Source organism: Flavobacterium faecale (genome assembly GCF_003076455.1).
In the GTDB taxonomy this organism is placed as follows: Bacteria; Bacteroidota; Bacteroidia; order Flavobacteriales; family Flavobacteriaceae; genus Flavobacterium; species Flavobacterium faecale.
On the sequence record NZ_CP020918.1, the window covers coordinates 2796653 to 2816457 of the forward strand.

Sequence of the window (19805 nt, forward strand, 5' to 3'; positions counted from 1 at the left end):
ATAATATGAAGTTACAAATTATTTTTGTTTTAAGTTCTTTTTTTAATCCCGAAAAATGCTAAACAGCTAATTACTATAATTACTTTTAACATATAAACATTTGTTTTTCAGAAGAATACATTTTTTTTGTTTCGAACTAATTGCATGCTGTCCTTCAATTTGATTAACAGATTAAATTGAAGCTGCTCTTTCATTCAAAATAGTTTGAAGTAAACCAGCTAGTGCTATATCATTTGGAGGCGCAACAATTTCTAGATGGTTACCGGAAACTTCATGAATTCTAATCCCATTTGGAACTGCTTTTTTCCAACCCAAATAAATAGGATCGGTCTTGTATTGCACATCATCTTTTGATCGAAATAAATCAACACTAAAAGATTGCGGTTTCAATTGATACAAATCAACAATGCCATTGACCATTTCGTTTGCGGCAGTAAATTGAGCCAAGGCGTCTGCTTCTTTCGCTGTCATAATGGTATCTTGATCTACATATTTTTGAAACAAATAATCTTTTTTGGCTAGCGTACGGTCTTTCATGGCACGCCAGCTAAACAGCATTTCCATTAAAAAACTCATTCTTTTCTTTCGTACGGATACTTGTCTGCTATATTCTTTCTTTCGAATAGAATTTTGATAATAGGCATGATCTACGGTAGTATCAAGTAAAGCGGTTAATATCACTTTTCGACCTTGTTCTTCCAATTGACGCGTCATCTCAAAAGCTACCACTCCGCCAAAAGAAAAACCCGCTAGCGCATAAGGACCAGAAGGGTATAAGGCTACAATGGCTTCAATATATTGTGCTGCCATATCCTCGATAGAATGATACCAATCGCTATAGGGGCGAGCAGTACCCTGAATACCGTACACTGGCTGGTCAGGATCAAAATGTTTGCTGAGGTCTACGAAATTCAAGATATTAAGACCTGCACCATGTATAATAAACAGGGGCGGTTTGTTTCCAGATTTTTGTAAAGGAACCAAACAAGAAGTCGAAAGTTGGGTTTTACTTTGTATTAATTTCGCGAATTTTTCAACTGTAGAATGTTCAAAAAGTGATGATATCGGATACGTTTTGCCTGTTTTTTTCTCAAATTCAGACATGACTTTTACTGCAATAATCGAATGACCACCCATTTCGAAAAAATTACTAAAAATATCAATAGTCGGTAACTTTAAGTGCTTTTTCCAGATTTCAGCAACCAAAACTTCTTCGTCAGTTCTAGGCGGGCTAAAGCTAGCCGTTGCATTAATTTTTGCTTTAAGTTGCAACAGTGCTTTGTCATCGATTTTTCCGTTGGTAGTCATCGGAATTTGATCTACAAAATAGAACACAGATGGCACCATAAACGAGGGTAGCTGAATCGTTAAGTGATTACGAACTTGCATTAAAAGTGTTGCTTCATCAGTTGTAGTTTTCTGTGGAATTAAAAATGCGATTAACGAGTCATTATCGGTTAAGACTACAGCAGTTTTTATTTCGTTAAGGTTTGTAATAGCATGTTCTATTTCTCCTAATTCTATACGATAACCTCTTATTTTTACTTGATTATCGGCTCTGCCAATGTATTGGATAGTATTGTTGTCCAATAACTTCCCAATATCGCCTGATAAATACTGTTTGCCTCCCAATTGATCTGTGAAATTAGGAAAAACATAACGCTCATCGGTTAGTTCTTGCTGTCCCAAATAGCCCGATGATACACCTGCTCCTGATATTGCAATTTCACCCAACTGCCCTTTTTTTACAGGTTGTCCTAGTGCATTCAACAAGTGAATTTGAGTGTTGGCAATAGGTTTTCCAATAGCAATAAACGCATCGTCTTTATTGATTTGAGATAAAATACAACATACAGTAGTTTCGGTAGGACCGTATATATTCCATAAAGATTGGCAACGGTCCAAAAGTTCTTTGGCTAGCGTTAATGGAACGGCTTCGCCACCAATCAAAGCTTTGATAGACAAAGGAGCATCCCAACCCGAATCGAGAAGGATTTGCCATATCGTAGGCGTTCCCCACATGAGTGTAATAGCTTCGTCTGCCATTTTTTGAAGCAATAATCGTCCATCACGTCGTGTTTGCTCATCGACCATGACGATAGTTGCCCCGTGCAATAAGGGTAAAAACGTTTCCATGACCATAGCGTCAAAAGAAATGGTAGTTAAACAAAGCACTTTATCATTCGAGTCAATTCCTGGTTCTTTCGCCATAGAACACACAAGATTAGACACATTTTTATGCATTACTTGCACTCCTTTTGGTTTTCCTGTTGATCCTGAGGTATAAATGATATAGGCTATTTCGTTTGGTGAAACGGAATTGCTCAAAGGCTTGCTATCAAATGGTTTGCTTTTTTCGAGCAAAATAGCAATAGTGTACGCTTTTTGAGTCAGTTCAAACAGTTCGGTCTCCTTTTGCCCTATAAAAAACTGTGCGTTTGAATCTTCTATCATTAATTTCTGTCTCGCCTGCGGGTAGGCTGGATCGATAGGTACGTAAGCGGCTCCGCATTGTAGTACTGCAAAAATGGTCATCAACAATTCAGGAGATCTATCCAAAGAGATAGCAACTATTTGTCCAGAACACAAGCCTTGCGACGATAAATAATTTGCCATCTGATTGGCAGATTGCCATAGCTCAATATAGGTAACCGTTCTATTTCCGTCAATAACCGCAACAGCATCAGGTGTACGGGTCACTTGCGCTGCAAAAAGCTCGTGCAAATTGTGATCAGGAAATAGGGTTTCAGTCTGATTGAGCACAGTATAATCTGCTGAAAAGTCCTCATAAACTATGTCACCAATAGTTTGATTAGGATTTTCAGCTACACGTTTCATAATGTTTTCGAATGATAACATCATTGCTTCAATGGTTTTAGCTTCGAACAAGGCCGTCTTGTAGGACCATTCGAAGATAAAATTTTCACCTTTTTCGCTAAGATTTAAAAACAGTTCGAAAGATTCAAAGGCTTTAGGATTGCTTTGACGCGTAAATTGTAAATCAGCAAATTGAACTCCATTGTTCATACCTAAATCAACATTAAAAACTACCGGAAGTAAAGGAACTCTTGATGGGTCACGCGCTATAGGTAATTTTTGTAACAATTGCCCAAAAGTTAAATTTGGATACTCATAGGCATCAAGTAATTCTGATTTTCTTTTCTTTAGGTAAGTAGTAAACTCACTATTTGCCTCTATGCTACTTCTTAAAGGTAAAAGGTTGACACAATGCCCAATTAAATGCGACATTTCTTTTACGGGTTGGCCTGCAAAAGGCATACCGATGACCAAATCATTCTGCCCTGTAATTTTGTACAATAAAAGTTCAAAAATAGTAACAAGGGTAGTAACCAAACTTGTTCCTGCTTGGCGTCCTGTTTGCTTAATTTGAGCTACTAAAGCCGCGTTTAGTTCGAAATCCAATCGGTTTCCTTCATACGTTTTTAGCTGAGGTCTTATAAAATCTGTTGGGAGGTCAAGAAGCGGAATGTCCTCCTCAAACTGTGAAAGCCAAAAGTTCTCTGTTGCTATATTCTCTTCCGATTGTAAATAATGAAGTTCCTCAGTTGCATAAGCACTAAAGGGTACAGCATTTTCAAGGATTGGCGTTTGCTTTTTAGCATGAGCAGTATACAAGGCACCTAGATCTTGAAACAATACTCCAAAGGACCATCCATCGCATACAATATGATGTGCTGTAAGGACAAGTGTATATTTCGTTGCTGAATGTTGAAAAAGAGCCACCTTAATTAGAGGACCATGCACAAGATCAAATAGAAAATGGGCATCATTTCGAACATAATTTGATACTATATTCTCTTGATTGGTTTCCGTTTCATTGCTTAAATCAATTTTTTCAAAAGGAATATTAATTTTTTTGTAAACAGTCATGTATAAGCCATCTGGGCTAAAGGTGGCACGTAAAGATTCATGTCTGGCAACTACAGCTTGAACAGCGGCTTCCATAGCTTGTGTATCAACGGCACCATCAAATACTAGGGTTGTCGATTCGTTAAAAGAGCGTGCTGCATTTTCTCCACCAAAATAACAGGCAGTCCAAATTTCTGCTTGTGATTTTGTAGTATGCAATACAAAGTCGATTTCGGGACCAGTAAAGGGGTTGTAGGTTACACTATTTTCTACCATTTGGGGATACTTTTCTCTGTTAGTTTTTACAAGTTAATCTTATCATACGATCCTTCAATGGTCTCATTTTCTACAAACCAAGCTGTATTTCCTTCAGGATCTCTTCCTAAATCTGCATTAGGGACAGGAGGTATATTTAGCGTAACATTGTTTTTATTAGCAACTGCGGCTAACGTTGAACTAGTACCACCATAAAAGCCAGCCTGAACCAAAGTCACAAGACTATCTTGGATGGTAGCTATGATAAAATCGATATCCTGATCGGTATACGGTTCAGTCAAGAAGCACGGAAAACCGTCCATGATATGAATTCCTTTTTCACGCAATACTGTAAAAAGGAGATCAGTGTATTGAACGTCATCGTTAAATTTCATGCGCCATAATGAGCTGAAGTGATTGATTACCATAGGCAAACCATTCGAACTAAAATAAGCATTTAGTTCCGCAGCCAATCGATCGGTCATGGCGTTCAAACGATTTTGCAAAGCAGGACCTTGCTCTTTCAAATGAAGAAGTGAAGCTTTACAACTAGCAAGTGCCAACGGATGGCGTACAAACGTTCCCGCAAAATAAGTTACCCCAATTTCCGGAATCGAATCATCTCCAAAACTCCATTGACCACCGTCCAAGGTATCTAGGTATTTTCGTTTTCCTAAAATAGCTCCGATAGATATTCCACCGCCAATTACTTTACCATAGGTTGCAATATCGGCTTCGATTTCAAACAAAGCTTGTGCACCGCCAAGATGAGACCTAAATCCCGTAATCACTTCATCAAATACAAGGGCAATATCATTTTGTTCTGTTAAAGCTCGCAATTGTTTCAAAAAAGCAATCGGTTGAAATTCAGGTCGTCTACTCTGTACCGGTTCTACCAGTACAGCGGCTATTTCATCGGCTCTTTCGGTGATAATGCGCAAACTTTCATCTGTTCCATAATCCAATAAGAGCATATTTTGAACAGATTCCGACATAATTCCTGCCGCAGCCGGAAAGCTCGTTCCTTTTTTCGAACCTCGAACCAATGCTTCATCATTAATTCCATGGTACGAACCAGTAAAAGCAACAATCAAAGAGCGTCCCGTATAGGTACGCGCAATACGCATAGCACCCAATACCGCCTCTGATCCTGTGTTACATAAGGCTGCACGGTCTTGGTTGGTGAACGAAAGTAAAAGTTCGCACACTTCTGCGGCAAGGGGATGTTGAGGTCCAACTTCAAAACCACTTTCAATTTGTTGGTGAAGGGCTTCTTTTATAAAATCAGGTTGATGACCAAAAAAACAAGATCCAAAACCATTTAGCGCATCTAAGTATTGATTTCCATCGAGATCCCACAATTGGTTACCACTTGATTTTTCAATAACAAGAGGATAAACCATCTCTTTGGTTAGGGGTTTGAAACCAGTAACCACCCTTGGATCGGCCATGATACTTCTATTCTTTTGTGCATAGGTTTTACTAGCAGCTGTTTTTTTAGTGTAGCTCGTTACAAGTTGGGCCAAAAATGCAGCTTGCGAGGGCGCTAATTCGGTTGCCAATTTTTCAATCTTTGGCGAAGCACCAAAAGGTTTTGAATGCTCAACAATTTCGTTGGCTGTTCTACTATCTGCGTTTGAATTTTGTGCAAGTATCGGCTGAGGCATTTGTTGTGCTGCCTCTTGATGACTAGTGGTGGGTAATTGAATCGGTGTTCCTTGGAGCAATTCTATCTGCTTTCCTAGTAGCTGAATTTGTTGAGCAATCAATCCCAACGCTGTATTATTTTGTTCAGAACTAACAGGGTGAGTATAGCTAGCAACTGCCGCAGCCACAGGAGTAACTTGCGGTATAGGAGCCACTGCTGGAGCTACCGCTACAGGTTCAGGAGGAAGTTGCGCATCTAAAAAGTCGGCTAACAAATCGGGTGAACTTAGACCTTCATTAAGTTGACGAAAAGTAATGGGGAGTTTGAATTCTTTTTTTAATCGAATAGCCAATTGGGTTAGGGTCAAGGAATCCAATCCCAATTCAAGAAACGAATAGCTAGTAGCATCTTCTGGATATTCTACACCACTAGTTTGATTGATAGCAGCTGCAATTTGATTTAAAATAGTAATTTTTCTCATAGGTAATAGGTCATTTGTCGGCTCAGTCACTAGTGGAGCTTTGATAGATAGTTGTTCATTTTGTTTTGCCAAGGTTGCTATTGGTGCAACTTTGGGAGGATCAATCCAACAGGGTTTTCGATCAAAAACATAACTAGGCAACGCAATAAGTTGTCGTTGTCGGTCTTGATAGAAAGCCTTCCAATCGGGTTCAAATCCCCTCAACCACAATTCACCCATAGTGGTCAAAATCGATTGGTAATCGTTCCCGTTTTCTTTTGGCAAGGGTAAACTTGTATAAGCAGCGATCAAATTTCCCGCTCCTTGTTGCTTGGTTAAAGCCGTTAATGTTTGCCCAGGACCCACTTCTAAAAATGTTGGATCATCCAACGTTAGTAATGTTTTTGCCGCGGGACTATAGCGAACGGCTTCGCGCATATGGTTGGACCAATAGGTTGGATCGGTTGCTTGTTCATTTGTAAGCCATGTTCCCGTTACCGATGAGGTAATGGGAAGGGTAGGAGTTCCTAATTTTATTTTTCGAACAGCAGTTTCAAATGGCCCCACAGCAGCATCCATCATGTGTGAATGAAAAGCGTGGCTTGTAAATAGCTGTTTGTTGGCGATTTCTGCCTGTTGTAACATTTTCGAAAAAGATAAAATTTCATTTTCTTCACCCGCTACCACACACAATACAGGCGAGTTTACCGCTGCAAGAGAGAGTGTTTTGGGCAAAATAGCGAGTAGTTCCTCTTCGCTCATTCGAACAGAAAGCATAGTTCCCGTTGGCAGTTCACTCACCATTTGACCACGTAAGGCAATCAAATGTAAAGCATCTTCCAAACTGAAAATTCCAGCCAGCACACCACCTACAAATTCACCAATACTATGACCACAAATGGCGGTGGGTTGTATCCCCCAACTGCTCCAAAGTTGTGCCAACGCATATTCGGTAACAAACAAAGCCGGTTGGGTAAAGCGCGTATCTTTCAACTGCGCTTCTGCTTCCGGACTGGGACGTTCTGGATATAAAACCGTTCGGATATCAATCAGAAGGTCTTTTTTCAAAAGTTCTGCACAAAGATCAATCGTCTCTTGGTACACTTTTTCATGCTGGTACAATGCCATTCCCATTTGAGCGTATTGCGATCCTTGGCCTGGGAATAGAAAAACCAATTCGGAGGGTACCGATTTTAGCACAGCCGATTTAATACTAGTTTTTTGTATCGAAAGCAATTGGTTGGCCGATTCAACATTTGTGTTCCCTACCAAAAAAGAGCGGTGTGTAAAATTCTGACGGGTTTTTTGTAAAGAATAGGCAACATCAGCTAATGCAATTTCATTTTCCGTATTTAATAATTGTCCCAATTCCTTTTGAAAGCCTTGAGCGCTAAACGCTGTTTTGGCAGACCATAACAGCAATTGCTCTGGACGACTAGGACCGAAGATCTTAATTTCTTGCGGATATTCTTCGACTACTAAATGTACATTGGTTCCGCCCACACCAAATGAACTTACTCCTGCACGTAAAGGCAAATCGGTAGTTGATTTCCAATCTCTCAATTGGGTAGTAACAAAAAACGGACTATTTTTAAAATCAATAATCGGATTCGGATTTTCAAATCCCAAAGACGGTGGCAGCTGTTGATGGTACATCGCCAAAACGGTTTTGATCAATCCAGCAACCCCTGCCGCAGCAGTAAGGTGACCCATATTACTTTTGATAGAACCAATAGCACAAGATTCCTTTTCGGGCGCAGGGCCAAAAGCCATTTTTAAACCTTCAATTTCAATAGGATCCCCCAGTGGAGTAGCGGTACCATGCGTTTCTACATAGCTAATGGTTTCGGGTGCAATGTTGGCATCCTGCATCGCTTGCGCAATAGCATCGGCTTGCCCTTCGGTGCTAGGAGCTGTAAAGCTTCCTTTGTTTCCTCCATCATTATTAATTCCAACTCCTTTAATAATACCATAAATAGTATCACCATCTTTTTGCGCGTCTTCTAGACTTTTTAAGAGCACTACACCAGCACCATCACTAAAAACGGTTCCTTTTGCGTCAGCATCAAACGATCGGCAGTGCCCATCATTACTCAACATCGAACCTTCTTGGTACAAATGACCACTATTGATGGGTGCTGTGATATTGGAGCCTCCTGCGAGGGCAAGATCACAATGGCCGTTTCGAATCGCTTCTACCGCCTGCGCAATGGCTAGGAGCGAAGTAGAGCAAGCCGATTGAATACTCACGGCAGGCCCTTTCAAGTCCAGTTGATATGCCGTTCTAGAGGCAATATAATCTTTTTCATTAACCGTTTCTGCTTGTAAATAACCAATTTGGTCTAAGATGGCAGCATTCGGAAGTATGTTTTTCTTATAATAGGTATTGGTTCCCACACCTGCATAAACGCCAGTTTTACCTTTGTAATGCGCTGGTAAGTAACCCGTTTGTTCTAGTGCTTCCCACGCAATTTCTAAGAATAAACGAAACTGTGGATCCATCACTTCGGCTAATTTTGGATTAATACCAAAAAAGGACGCATCAAAACGATTCGCTGACGTAATGATTCCGCGTGCCGATACATACAAAGGATCGTTGCGCAGGCTTTCAGGCACAGCCGCATCCAATTCTTCGCGATTGAAAAAAGTGATAGTTTCTTTTCCGCTTTTTAAGACCTCCCAAAGTTCAGGAATGGTATTAGCACCTGGAAAGCGACTCGCCATGCCAATGATGGCAACAGCATCAGTTCGGGTATTTTTTTTTGTTTTCGAAAAATCAAATTTTGCTTCTTCCTTTATGGTTAGTTCCAAAAACGAACTCAAACTACCTACCGTTGGATATTGGTAGATGTTGGTAACAGAAATAGGACTATCTAATTCATTATTCAATACAGCAACTACCTTTTGTACTAAGAGTGAAGTAGCACCCATCTCAAAAAAGTTATCGTCAAGGCCCACAGCAGGGATATGCAATTGCTTTTGCCACACTGTAGCTATGTTTTTTTGCAGTTCCGTTTTTGGTTTTCGAAAAAGTGGAGCATTTGAAGGACGGATATATTCTGGTTTTGGCAAACTCTTTTTGTCAATTTTACCGTTAGAATTCAGCGGAAATTGATCTACCCACATAAAAACGCTAGGAATCATATAGGTAGGCAGCAAGGTAGAAAGTAGTTCAGCTACAGTACTATTTGTTATGTTATTTCCATCCGCTTTTAAGTAAGCCACAATTCGTGCAGTTTCAAAATCTTTGTTAACAATTACAGTGGCCAATTTAATTTCGGGCAAGCTAAGGAGTACAGCTTCAATTTCACCCAATTCAATACGGTATCCATTAACCTTTACCTGATCGTCAATACGCCCCATATAGACAATATTCCCGTCTGTATCTTTTTTAACCAAATCGCCAGAACGATACATTTTCGTGCCCAAATGAAATGGGTTCGAGCAAAACTTTTCTGCATTTAATTCAGGTCTATTAATATAGCCTTTTGTAACGCCTTTTCCTGCAATACAAAGTTCACCAATTTCTCCATCTGGGACAACTTGATTTTCTTTGTTAATGATATGTAATTGAACATTCGCTAAAGGTTTACCAATCGGAATATTTTCAGTAACATGATTAATTGTAGTGTGAGTTTTATAGACGCAGCAACCCACTGTTCCTTCTGTTGGACCATAATGATTGTATAGAACCGCATCAATACCATTTTCTTTAAGTAAATCTATATGATGTTGGTATAGTGCTTCGCCACCAAGCATAAATTGAGAGCTAAGTTTTTGATTTTTGTTCCTTTGCACAGCAGTTATTAAGAAACTTAGGTGCGAGGGTGTCATTTTTATAAAGTCAAAGGGAGCGTATTTAAATAAGTTTTTATCCGAAAATATACCATTGCTAGCGGCAGTGCTAATAATAATTTTCTTTCCATACATAAGAGGAGTGTACAGCTCGGTCACGCTTCCATCAAAAGACATGGAAAGATGAGCAAAACATCCAGACTGATTTACAGTATCACTAAGTATGTATTTAGTACTATCAACATAATTATACAAATTACTATGTTCCACCATAACTCCCTTAGGACTCCCTGTGCTTCCTGAGGTATAAATTACATAGGCTAAATGATTGGGATTGACTTTGAAGTTAAATGTAGAATAAGATTTATCTAGGTATGTACTGGAAATAAAAAGTGATAAAAAGTGATCGTCAATGGTAAGAGCACTGTTGCTATCTTTAACAATATACTCAATTCGCTGCAAAGGATAGCTAGGTTCAATAGGAACATAAGCAGCTCCACATTTTAAAATCCCTAACATACACACAATTGACATCTCGCTGCGCTCCAATAGTATAGCTATAAAATCTCCTTCGACTATTCCATGCATACTAGTTAAATAATTCGCTAGTTGATTGGATAACACATCCAATTCCAAATAGGTAAGTGTTTTATTTTCAAATACAACCGCAACATTCGATGGATGTTCGACTACTTGTCTCTGAAATAAATCCAGAACAGTCCAATCCTCGATAGAAGTAGGGGTGTTGATAAAACTAGTATGTATTGCTTGCTTCATGGTGCTAACGTTAATTCGTTTTTCTAATCTGAAATAAACCACCACAAAAATGTGTGTAACAAGAGAAAGACTTTTTTAGCTAACAACCAAGGAGAAAATGCTCGATAGAAGTAACTCATAAAAGACTAGTAGATCGGGGCATTGATCCAATAGGATTGTGGTATTTATTTCATATTTACCTCTTTATTGTTATAAAAAGAAGTAAATACTACTGCAAAAGAAAGAAAAACTATTGGGTATCAATTATTATTTCTTTGTAAGACAGTATAATGTCGATGAATGGCACAAATTCAACGTACAAACGTTGTCGATTAGTTGCTTAGTCTCCGTTTTCAATAATTAAGTTACTATTTGTAGTCCATTTGGTAGCTATAAGTGTATAAAGGTCTTCGATAGGCTAAGTCGGACCATTTTAGTAGTTATGTTTCATAATCCGACTTTCAATTGATTGTTCACATTATAGGACACACCTATATATAAGGAGTACCGACAATTTTGTCCCATTGACCCTGTCGAGATGTAAACTGTAGCAACAGAAACACTGAAACTATATGCAAGATAATTATGAAAATGTCATTATAACCTAAGAACAACAATCTGAACGAGTGGTTCAATCTAAATCCCTAATCCCTAATCCTAAATCCTAATTCCTGAATCCTAACTCCTAACTTAATTTGTTTTCAACTAGTAGTTTCCAACACCTATATATAATGCAAACCCAAATTTTTGTCCCATCGAGCTTGTCGAGATGCAAACTGTGGTAACGGAAACACTCAAATTAAATACAAGACAATTTTGAAAATGTCATTATAACCTAAAAACAATCTAAAGAAGTAGTTTCTTCTAACTGATAACTGAAAACCGAAAACTCATAACTTATAGCTCATAATTTATAACTCCCAACTCCTAACTTATTTAGTTCTCGACGAGTTGCCACAAATACCTATATATAATGTACACCCACAATTCTGTCCCATCGAGCCTGTCGAGATGTAAACTGTGGTAACGGATATGCTCAAATTGAAAGCAAGATAATTTTAAAAATGTTATTGTAGCCTATAAACAACAATCTTAAAGAAGGAGTTTCCTCTAACTGATGATCGAAAACTCGTAACTCATAACTTATAGCTCATAATTCATAATTAATAACTCCCAACTCCTAACTTAAATTTGCTTTCAACTCCTATATATAATGTACACCCACAATTTTGTCCCATCGAGCCTGTCGAGATGCAAACTGTGGTAGCGAAAACACTCAAATTAAATTTAGGACAATTTTGAAAATATAATTATAACCTAAGAACAACAATTTGAACGAGTACTTCAATCTAAGTCCAAATTCCTAAATCCTAAATCCCAATTCCTAATTCCTAATTCCTAAATCCTAACTCATAATTTATAACTCCCAACTCCTAACTGAACACTGATAACCGAAAACCGATAACTTACAACTCATAACTGATAGCAGATAACTCCTAACTAATAACTTTCTCGTTAAGAATTCCATAATCCAAACCACTCAACATTATGAGATTCAAGATTCAAAGTACCTATTTTAAGATATTGGTAAATCGTATCCTCAAAAGCACCATTTTGATTAAATACCCGTTCATTTGTCGAAAGTTTTGCTTTTTTAAGCAAAAACTTTGAAAAAAATAAAAGTTACATAATTTCCTGAAAATGTTTCAATGGCATAGTTATTGTGATGTTGGGGTGTCGCACAAATACAACTCAAAAAACAAAATAGTGTTTATAGGTTTTTTACTAACAAATGAGTTAATTCGTGTATTTAATCGATTTTTTAATTCATTTTGACGGATAAAGAGGTTTATATGTTTATGTTTGTACCAGAATTAATTTATAAACAATTAAAAATCTCAGTAAGGTGAAAAATTTAAAAATCAAATATAGTACAGTGGTGCTGCTAACGATCTTCTTCGGTTCGTTTGCAGGTTTCAGCCAAAATAGTAACGGTGATGTAATGGGGAACATTATTACATCAGGTAACAATGCCGAAGGAAGTTCTGGAAGCGTAGCCTATTCTATCGGGCAAGTTTTTTATACCTACGTAGGCGAGTCAGTATATGAACTAGCACAAGGGGTTCAACAAAATGAAACGGCAACTACATTAATTGTTCCTACAAATGTTGATCCTATCGCAGAAATTGTTATTTTTCCTAATCCAACAACAGATTATGTATCCATAAACATGACGGGAATAGTGCTTAATAAAACGCAGAGTTCTTACCAACTTTACGATATGCAAGGAAGAATGCTAAAACAAAGCAGCATCAAAACACAAGAAACCCAAATTAATGTCAGCGATCTTAGCTCGGCAGTCTATCTATTGCAAGTTGTAGTAGACAATGATCATACGAAAACATTCAAAATAGTAAAAAACTAAAAACCCTCAAAAATGAAATCAATACTTACCCTACTATTATTGGTGACAGTTGCACTATCTGTGCAAGCGCAATCACCAGAAAAAATGAGTTACCAAGCGATAATTAGAGCACAAGACAATAGTCTGGTGGTCAATTCTAGAATTAGCCTACGCGTGCTCGTGCACCAAACCTCTGCTTCAGGAGCTACAGTCTATCAAGAAACACATTCACCAAATACCAACAACAACGGACTTGTTTCTTTGGAAATTGGAACAGGTAAAGCAGTAACAGGAAGCTTTAGCAGTATCGCTTGGCAAAACGGACCTTATTTCATAGAAACACAGGTAGATCCTGCAGGTGGCTCTAACTATAGCATTGTAGGGATAACCCAATTGCTAAGTGTACCTTATGCTTTACATGCCAAAACAGCGGAGCGCTTGGTAGGAGCAGCTCCAACAGCAGCTGCAAATACAGTAGCAACACCATATAGAGCTACCTTGATGTCGGTAACAGCGGCAAGGAGCTTTGTAGTAGCTGATGTAAACAATACTATTGCTTGTACCACTACAGCGACTCTTACCTTGCCAACAAATTTTTCAAGCATGGCAATTGGAGATACCGTAAATCTAGAAGCACATAATGGAGCAATTTTAACTATACAAGCAGCTTCAGGAGTAAGTTTGAACTATAAAGACAGCGGAACTGCTAGCTTTTCAAGTGCAGCAACCAATGTAACCTTTGGGTTTTTGAGAAAAACAGGAGATAATTCTTATATAATTTCAGGACAATGAGAAAATTATTAAACATACTATTATTTTGTACCACAGCTAGTTTTGCACAAAACTACCAGTACGCACAAAATAAAAAACCGGAACTACAGAAGGCTGCATCGATAGTGGAGGCGCCACTTTCAAGAGTAATTGATTTAAATCAAATTGAAGAGAAAGCCTATTTTGCAGCGCATTTTTTGCCGCTTTCAGAAAAGGCTAATATTCAAAAAGCACTGGATCAGTATGGTGCTATTAGATTGGATAAAGGAAGCTATGAAGGAGTAGCAATTACAATGCATAGTAATCAACATATTTACGGCCACCCAACTTTTTCATGGACATCAAAAATTACTGTTGCAGGTGGAAGCTCAAATGTTAGTCTAATAAATATGCATGTTGAAGGTGAAGATCTACACCTTGGAAACGGAGCACCTATTACAAACTGCTTGTTTAAAAATTTTGCATTTACCGGTATAGTCGCTGATTCAGGAGCTATGATAGAAAATTGTGAGTTCATAAATTTCATTATCAGTTATACTAATTTAGATTTTAGCAAATCAGGTTACTATAGAAATAATAAGTTTATAAAAATACAAGGGGGGGGAGCTGAGCCAAGAGGTACTGCTGGAATTACTATAAAAGGTAATAGTTCTACGCCTAGTTATGGTAATACCCATTTATGGACGAACTTGTTAACGCCTCAAGGTGATGCTATAGTGTTAGATAATTTGCAATCTTCAAATTGGGTAGGTGTAGATACTGAAATGTGGAACTCGGAGGGTTTGAGTGTTGGTAATAAATCTATGTTTTATGCTACTAATATGGGAGTACTTAATATTACGGAATTAGGTGGTACTGATTATTCTAAAACTCCCACGGGAGGATATAACATAGATGCGAAAAAATTATTATTACTTAATAATGGAATAGGAAGTTCTGTACTGAGTAAAATTTCTACAACTACGAATGCATTTAATCTAGGAAGTTATATAGATATAACCAGACAAGAAGGCACAGTTGGAGGTTATGATTTAAGCGGACAGAGATTACAAGATATTTACAATACTTCCGACGTATATATAAATGGTTTAATACAGTCTACTGTTTTATCAAATACAGGAACAATGGTTACGGATTATTTAGGAACCAAAAAAACACCTTGGTCAAGACCTAGTTGGGAAAATTTACCTGATCCATTAGGAGCAAATTGGAAAATAGATAGAGTAGGAAAACCTGATAGTGCATCATATATTCAAAATTTAATAAATACAAATAAAATTGCAGAATTACCTGAGGGCGTGTTTTATATTGGTTCCTCTTTAAATGTTGGAAGTAATGGCGAGGGAATTATTGGTGCAGGTACTGGTAAGACTATAATTTGCGGTTTGACCGATGATTTTCCTTTAATTAGTATGTATAACAAGAAGTCACCTGGTGCTGATTACTTTGGTACTGATTATACATTAGCATATTTAACACTTCAAGGTGGGTCTAAAGGACAGTTTTTCCCTGAAAATTATTGGGGTACAAGTTATATCACACCTAAGTTTGTGATTTTTAGAGACCAAGCTATAGGTGCTCATTTTTACAAAATGGGAGGTACAGATAATTGCTTTTGGGATCATGTGAGTTTTATTAATTGCGGCATTGGTTTTTATCAAGATTCTAAATATTTTACTGGTGATCCAGGATATATAGATAAAGTAGTTTTTTATGATAACCAATTTCTAAACTGCGGAATAGGCGTGTCGGTGCAGGCAGCTCGTGCTGATAACTTAAATGCATGGGTAAACTGTAAGTTTGATAATAATGAAATTGCATACGAAAACGGGAGTAATAACTTTCCGATAATGGCAAATTGTGATTTTACAAACACTTATGGTGACTATATTATTCGAGGTGGTGATATTTCATTATATAACTGCGACTTCCATGATAATAAGCCAACTATTGCTACTCATCATTTTGTTCAAATATGGGCAGAAGGTTGTAATTTTATGGATAACGTACCTTTTTCAACCTCAGTAATTAATAATAGTACAAGCCAAACTATTTTAAACTCTACTATAGTTGGTGATGCAATTGACAGGAAACACACAGGTAATAAACTTGATAGGTCATTATTTATGAATACTAACTTACTTTTCCATCCAACAATTAATAAGTTTATGATGACTGTTAAAGGAGTAGTGCCTACAGTGATTATCGATGCGGCTCCTAATCCATACCCGCAATTGTTAGTAACACAATAAATATGGGTAGAAATACATAAAAAAGGTTCAGGTGATTTTCATCTGAACCTTTTTTATGTATTAGATTTTTTTTTAAATATAGATTTATCTTTATTATAGCAGTGGTGCTGAATAAGTGATGAATATTTGAAGGAATAGAACTTTATCGGATTTTGATTGTCTTTGAACAGATAAATTTTTCTTAGTCATTTAGCTTGTATAAGTTTGACTGATTTTTATAGGTTTAATGAATAACATTTAAAATATGAGTACTGTTGGTATCTATTTAAAAATTAAAGAAAGCCGTGAAATGAAAAGGCATACCGTTGAATATGTGGCCATTCAAATGGAAATGACAGTACAGCTCTATCTAAAGGTCGAAACAGGCGATGTCGATTTAAAAATTTCCAAATTAGATAAATTAGCTAAAGTTTTAGGAATTAAAAAAAGCGAATTATTTGCTTTTAATTAATGCCATTGATATTATTAGGAATAAATTTATCTACATTTTATTTTTTAATGATTTATATGTAAATATAATTTGCAGAATTTTCTTTTTTGTTTTTGTTTACACATTTAGTAGGAAATAAAAACACAACGTTTTTAAATAAAATTCCTTTTTTAATTTATCGAAAATTAAAACCTTTACTACTATAGAATGCGGTATAAAAAGTCATGTATTACTATATTATCGTAGGGCATGTACTGATAAATAAATACTAATTTTAGGTGATTAAAGAAGTATTTTTATAGTTTATTGTCCTGAATAAGGAGTTTTTGCCACCAAAATTAAAGGTGAATCCATGTGGCACTAACTAATTTTGTGCACGTTATGGAAAATAAAGTCATTGAAGGTAACAACTACAATTTTTGTTGTTACAAAAAGGACTAAATGCATAGTATTCAGTACAAAGCATGGCTTTTACTGATTTTTTATTTACCCCTTAATTTGGTTATTCTGTAACTGACAAGGGGGAACCCGTATCACAAACGAACAAATAGCTTATAATTTTGGCTATAAAATGTTTCATTTTTTAATTAATTCAAGATTTTCTCTTAGATGACAAACAAAGCAGCCAAAATTTATATCGCAGGCCACAACGGAATGGTAGGAAGTGCCATTTGGCGCAATTTAGAAGCCAAAGGCTATTCCAATTTGGTGGGAGCATCTAGCAAAGAGGTAGATTTATGCAACCAACAAGCCGTAAACGACTTTATAGCAACCACAAAGCCAGAAATCATTATTGATGCGGCGGCCAAAGTGGGTGGGATTTTAGCTAATAATGATTTTCCATACCAGTTCTTGATGGAAAACATGCAAATTCAAAACAATTTGATTGATGCAGCACATCGAACGAATGTCTCCAAGTTTATTTTCTTGGGTAGTTCTTGCATCTATCCAAAATTGGCACCACAACCCTTAAAGGAAGACTACTTGTTAACCGACTCTTTGGAGCCAACAAACGAATGGTATGCTTTAGCCAAAATTTCAGGGGTAAAATTGTGCCAAGCGATCCGCAATCAATTTCAAAAAGACTTTGTGAGCTTGATGCCAACTAATTTATACGGTACACACGATAACTTCGATCTTAAAAGTTCACATGTGTTACCCGCTATGATCCGTAAGTTTCATGAGGCGAAACACAATCAAAATGCAGCAGTTGTGCTATGGGGTTCTGGAACGCCAATGCGCGAATTTTTGTTTGTAGACGACATGGCTGCCGCAGTAGTTTTCGCTTTAGAAAACAAATTACCCGATTACTTATATAATGTAGGAACAGGTGAAGATTTAACCATCAAAGACCTAGCCACCACCATCCAAAAAATAGTAGGTCACACAGGCGAAATCGTTTGGGACGACAGTAAACCAGACGGGACACCAAGAAAATTAATGGATGTATCTAAAATGCACGCCTTAGGCTGGAAACACCAAGTACAATTAGAAGAAGGAATACAAAAAACATACAATTGGTTTTTGGAAAATATAGACAATTTCAAACAAATCGATTACAAATAAAACAAATCGATGGAAGAGGATAGAAGTTAGAGGTTAGAAATAATAGGTTAGAGGGAATAGGGTAGAAGTTAGAGGGACAAAGTTAGAAGGAAAAGAATATAGAGAACAGCCAAATAACTGCAATCTAAATCCACCCTAACAAGAAAACTGTAAACCGCAACCGAAAACTGCGACATCCACATCGACAATCACTGAAAACTGCGACTGCGACCGAATACTGAGCCAGGAAACTGCGCCAGCCACATCGACAATAACTGAAAACTGAGACTGCGACCGAATACTGAGCAAGGTAACTGCGCCAGCCTCATCGACAATCACTGAAAACTGAAAACCGCGACTGCAAACTGACCTCAAAGACTGAAAACTGCGACTGCGACCGAATACTGAGCAAGAAAACTGCGACTGAATACTATCCTCAAAAAGCAACAAAACACTAAAAAAAAAACGCCATCGTGCAAAACAAATATCTTATGAATCCAACACAAAAAACAGCATTTATTACAGGAGTTACTGGTCAAGACGGAGCTTACTTAAGTGAATTTTTATTAAAAAAAGGCTATATCGTTCATGGTCTTAAGAGACGTTCGTCACTTTTTAATACGGACAGAATTGACCATTTGTACCAAGATCCACATGTAGAAAATAGAAACTTTATTCTGCACTATGGTGATATGACCGATAGTACCAACTTAACTCGTTTGATTCAAGAAATCCAACCAGACGAAATTTACAATTTGGCTGCGATGAGTCATGTGGCGGTTTCCTTCGAAACACCTGAATATACGGGTAATGCAGATGGATTGGGTACATTGCGTATCTTGGATGCGGTGCGTTTGTTGGGTTTAGAAAAGAAAACACGTATTTACCAAGCTTCTACATCTGAGTTGTACGGTAAAGTACAAGAAGTACCACAATCGGAAACGACTCCATTTTACCCACGTTCTCCGTATGCAGTTGCCAAAATGTATGCTTTCTGGATTACAGTAAACTACAGAGAAGCGTACGGAATGTATGCGTGTAACGGAATCTTATTCAACCACGAATCACCAATTAGAGGGGAAACTTTCGTGACTAGAAAAATCACTAGAGCAACTTCTAGAATTGCTCTGGGATTACAAGATAAATTTTATTTAGGAAACCTAGATGCCAAACGTGACTGGGGACATGCCAAAGATTATGTGCGTATGATGTGGATGATCCTACAAGCAGAAGAAGCGGAAGACTGGGTGATTGCTACAGGAACCACTACACCAGTGCGTGAGTTTGTACGCATGAGTTTTGCCGAAGTAGGAATCGAATTAGAATTCAAAGGAGAAGGAGTAGAAGAAAAAGGTTTTGTAAAAGCCTGTAACAATCCAGACTATCAATTGGAAATTGGAAAAGAAATCCTAGCAGTTGACCCAAAATACTTCAGACCTACCGAGGTTGATTTATTAATTGGTGACCCTACCAAAGCCAAAGAAAAATTGGGTTGGGAATGCCAATATGATTTAGCTGATTTGGTAAAAGACATGATGCAATCGGATGTTGCTTTGATGAAAAAAGACCAATATTTGAAAGAAGGAGGGTATCAAACGTTGAATTATTTTGAATAAGGT

8 protein-coding genes are annotated in these 19805 nt (G+C 37.4%); 6 read left to right on the forward strand and 2 right to left on the reverse strand.

The genetic code is table 11. The features are described from left to right. Positions 1-171: 171 nt before the first annotated feature. Together FFWV33_RS11995 and FFWV33_RS12000 are read right to left on the reverse strand one after the other, a co-directional pair. On the reverse strand, positions 172-4146 hold the full coding sequence (locus tag FFWV33_RS11995) for a non-ribosomal peptide synthetase (protein WP_108741115.1): 3975 nt from the start codon (positions 4144-4146) through the stop codon (positions 172-174). A 26-nt stretch (positions 4147-4172) separates the two neighbouring features. After that, positions 4173-10805: a type I polyketide synthase gene (locus FFWV33_RS12000; RefSeq protein ID WP_108741116.1), complete on the reverse strand. Its 6633-nt coding sequence runs from the start codon at positions 10803-10805 to the stop codon at positions 4173-4175. A gap of 1885 nt (positions 10806-12690) precedes the next feature. Between FFWV33_RS12000 and FFWV33_RS12005 the strand changes: the two genes are divergently transcribed. The 6 genes from FFWV33_RS12005 to gmd all read left to right on the forward strand — a co-directional run bounded on the left by FFWV33_RS12005 (position 12691) and on the right by gmd (position 19802). Then, positions 12691-13209: a T9SS type A sorting domain-containing protein gene (locus FFWV33_RS12005; protein ID WP_108741117.1), complete on the forward strand. Its 519-nt coding sequence runs from the start codon at positions 12691-12693 to the stop codon at positions 13207-13209. Between the two features lie 12 nt (positions 13210-13221). Continuing rightward, positions 13222-13980 (forward strand): hypothetical protein, encoded by a 759-nt coding sequence (locus FFWV33_RS12010; RefSeq protein WP_108741118.1) that lies wholly within the window; start codon positions 13222-13224, stop codon positions 13978-13980. Continuing rightward, a complete protein-coding gene (locus tag FFWV33_RS12015; RefSeq protein ID WP_108741119.1) occupies positions 13977-16211 on the forward strand; it encodes a hypothetical protein in 2235 nt (744 codons plus the stop codon). The genes FFWV33_RS12010 and FFWV33_RS12015 overlap by 4 nt, the downstream gene beginning before the upstream one ends. Positions 16212-16455: 244 nt before the next feature. Then, positions 16456-16662 (forward strand): helix-turn-helix domain-containing protein, encoded by a 207-nt coding sequence (locus tag FFWV33_RS12020; RefSeq protein WP_108741120.1) that lies wholly within the window; start codon positions 16456-16458, stop codon positions 16660-16662. Between the two features lie 588 nt (positions 16663-17250). Further along, on the forward strand, positions 17251-18207 hold the full coding sequence (locus tag FFWV33_RS12025) for a GDP-L-fucose synthase family protein (protein WP_108741121.1): 957 nt from the start codon (positions 17251-17253) through the stop codon (positions 18205-18207). Positions 18208-18677: 470 nt separating this feature from the next. Continuing rightward, positions 18678-19802, forward strand: coding sequence for a GDP-mannose 4,6-dehydratase (gene gmd, locus FFWV33_RS12030; RefSeq protein ID WP_108741122.1), 1125 nt, complete (start codon positions 18678-18680; stop codon positions 19800-19802). Positions 19803-19805 lie beyond the last annotated feature (3 nt).

Bases quoted from the DNA above. Each gene is read 5' to 3' on its own strand.
- FFWV33_RS11995 (WP_108741115.1), bottom strand. From the start codon at position 4,146: ATGGTAGAAAATAGTGTAACCTACAACCCCTTTACTGGTCCCGAAATC.
- FFWV33_RS12000 (WP_108741116.1), bottom strand. From the start codon at position 10,805: ATGAAGCAAGCAATACATACTAGTTTTATCAACACCCCTACTTCTATC.
- FFWV33_RS12010 (WP_108741118.1), top strand. From the start codon at position 13,222: ATGAAATCAATACTTACCCTACTATTATTGGTGACAGTTGCACTATCT.
- FFWV33_RS12015 (WP_108741119.1), top strand. From the start codon at position 13,977: ATGAGAAAATTATTAAACATACTATTATTTTGTACCACAGCTAGTTTT.
- FFWV33_RS12020 (WP_108741120.1), top strand. From the start codon at position 16,456: ATGAGTACTGTTGGTATCTATTTAAAAATTAAAGAAAGCCGTGAAATG.
- FFWV33_RS12025 (WP_108741121.1), top strand. From the start codon at position 17,251: ATGACAAACAAAGCAGCCAAAATTTATATCGCAGGCCACAACGGAATG.
- gmd (WP_108741122.1), top strand. From the start codon at position 18,678: ATGAATCCAACACAAAAAACAGCATTTATTACAGGAGTTACTGGTCAA.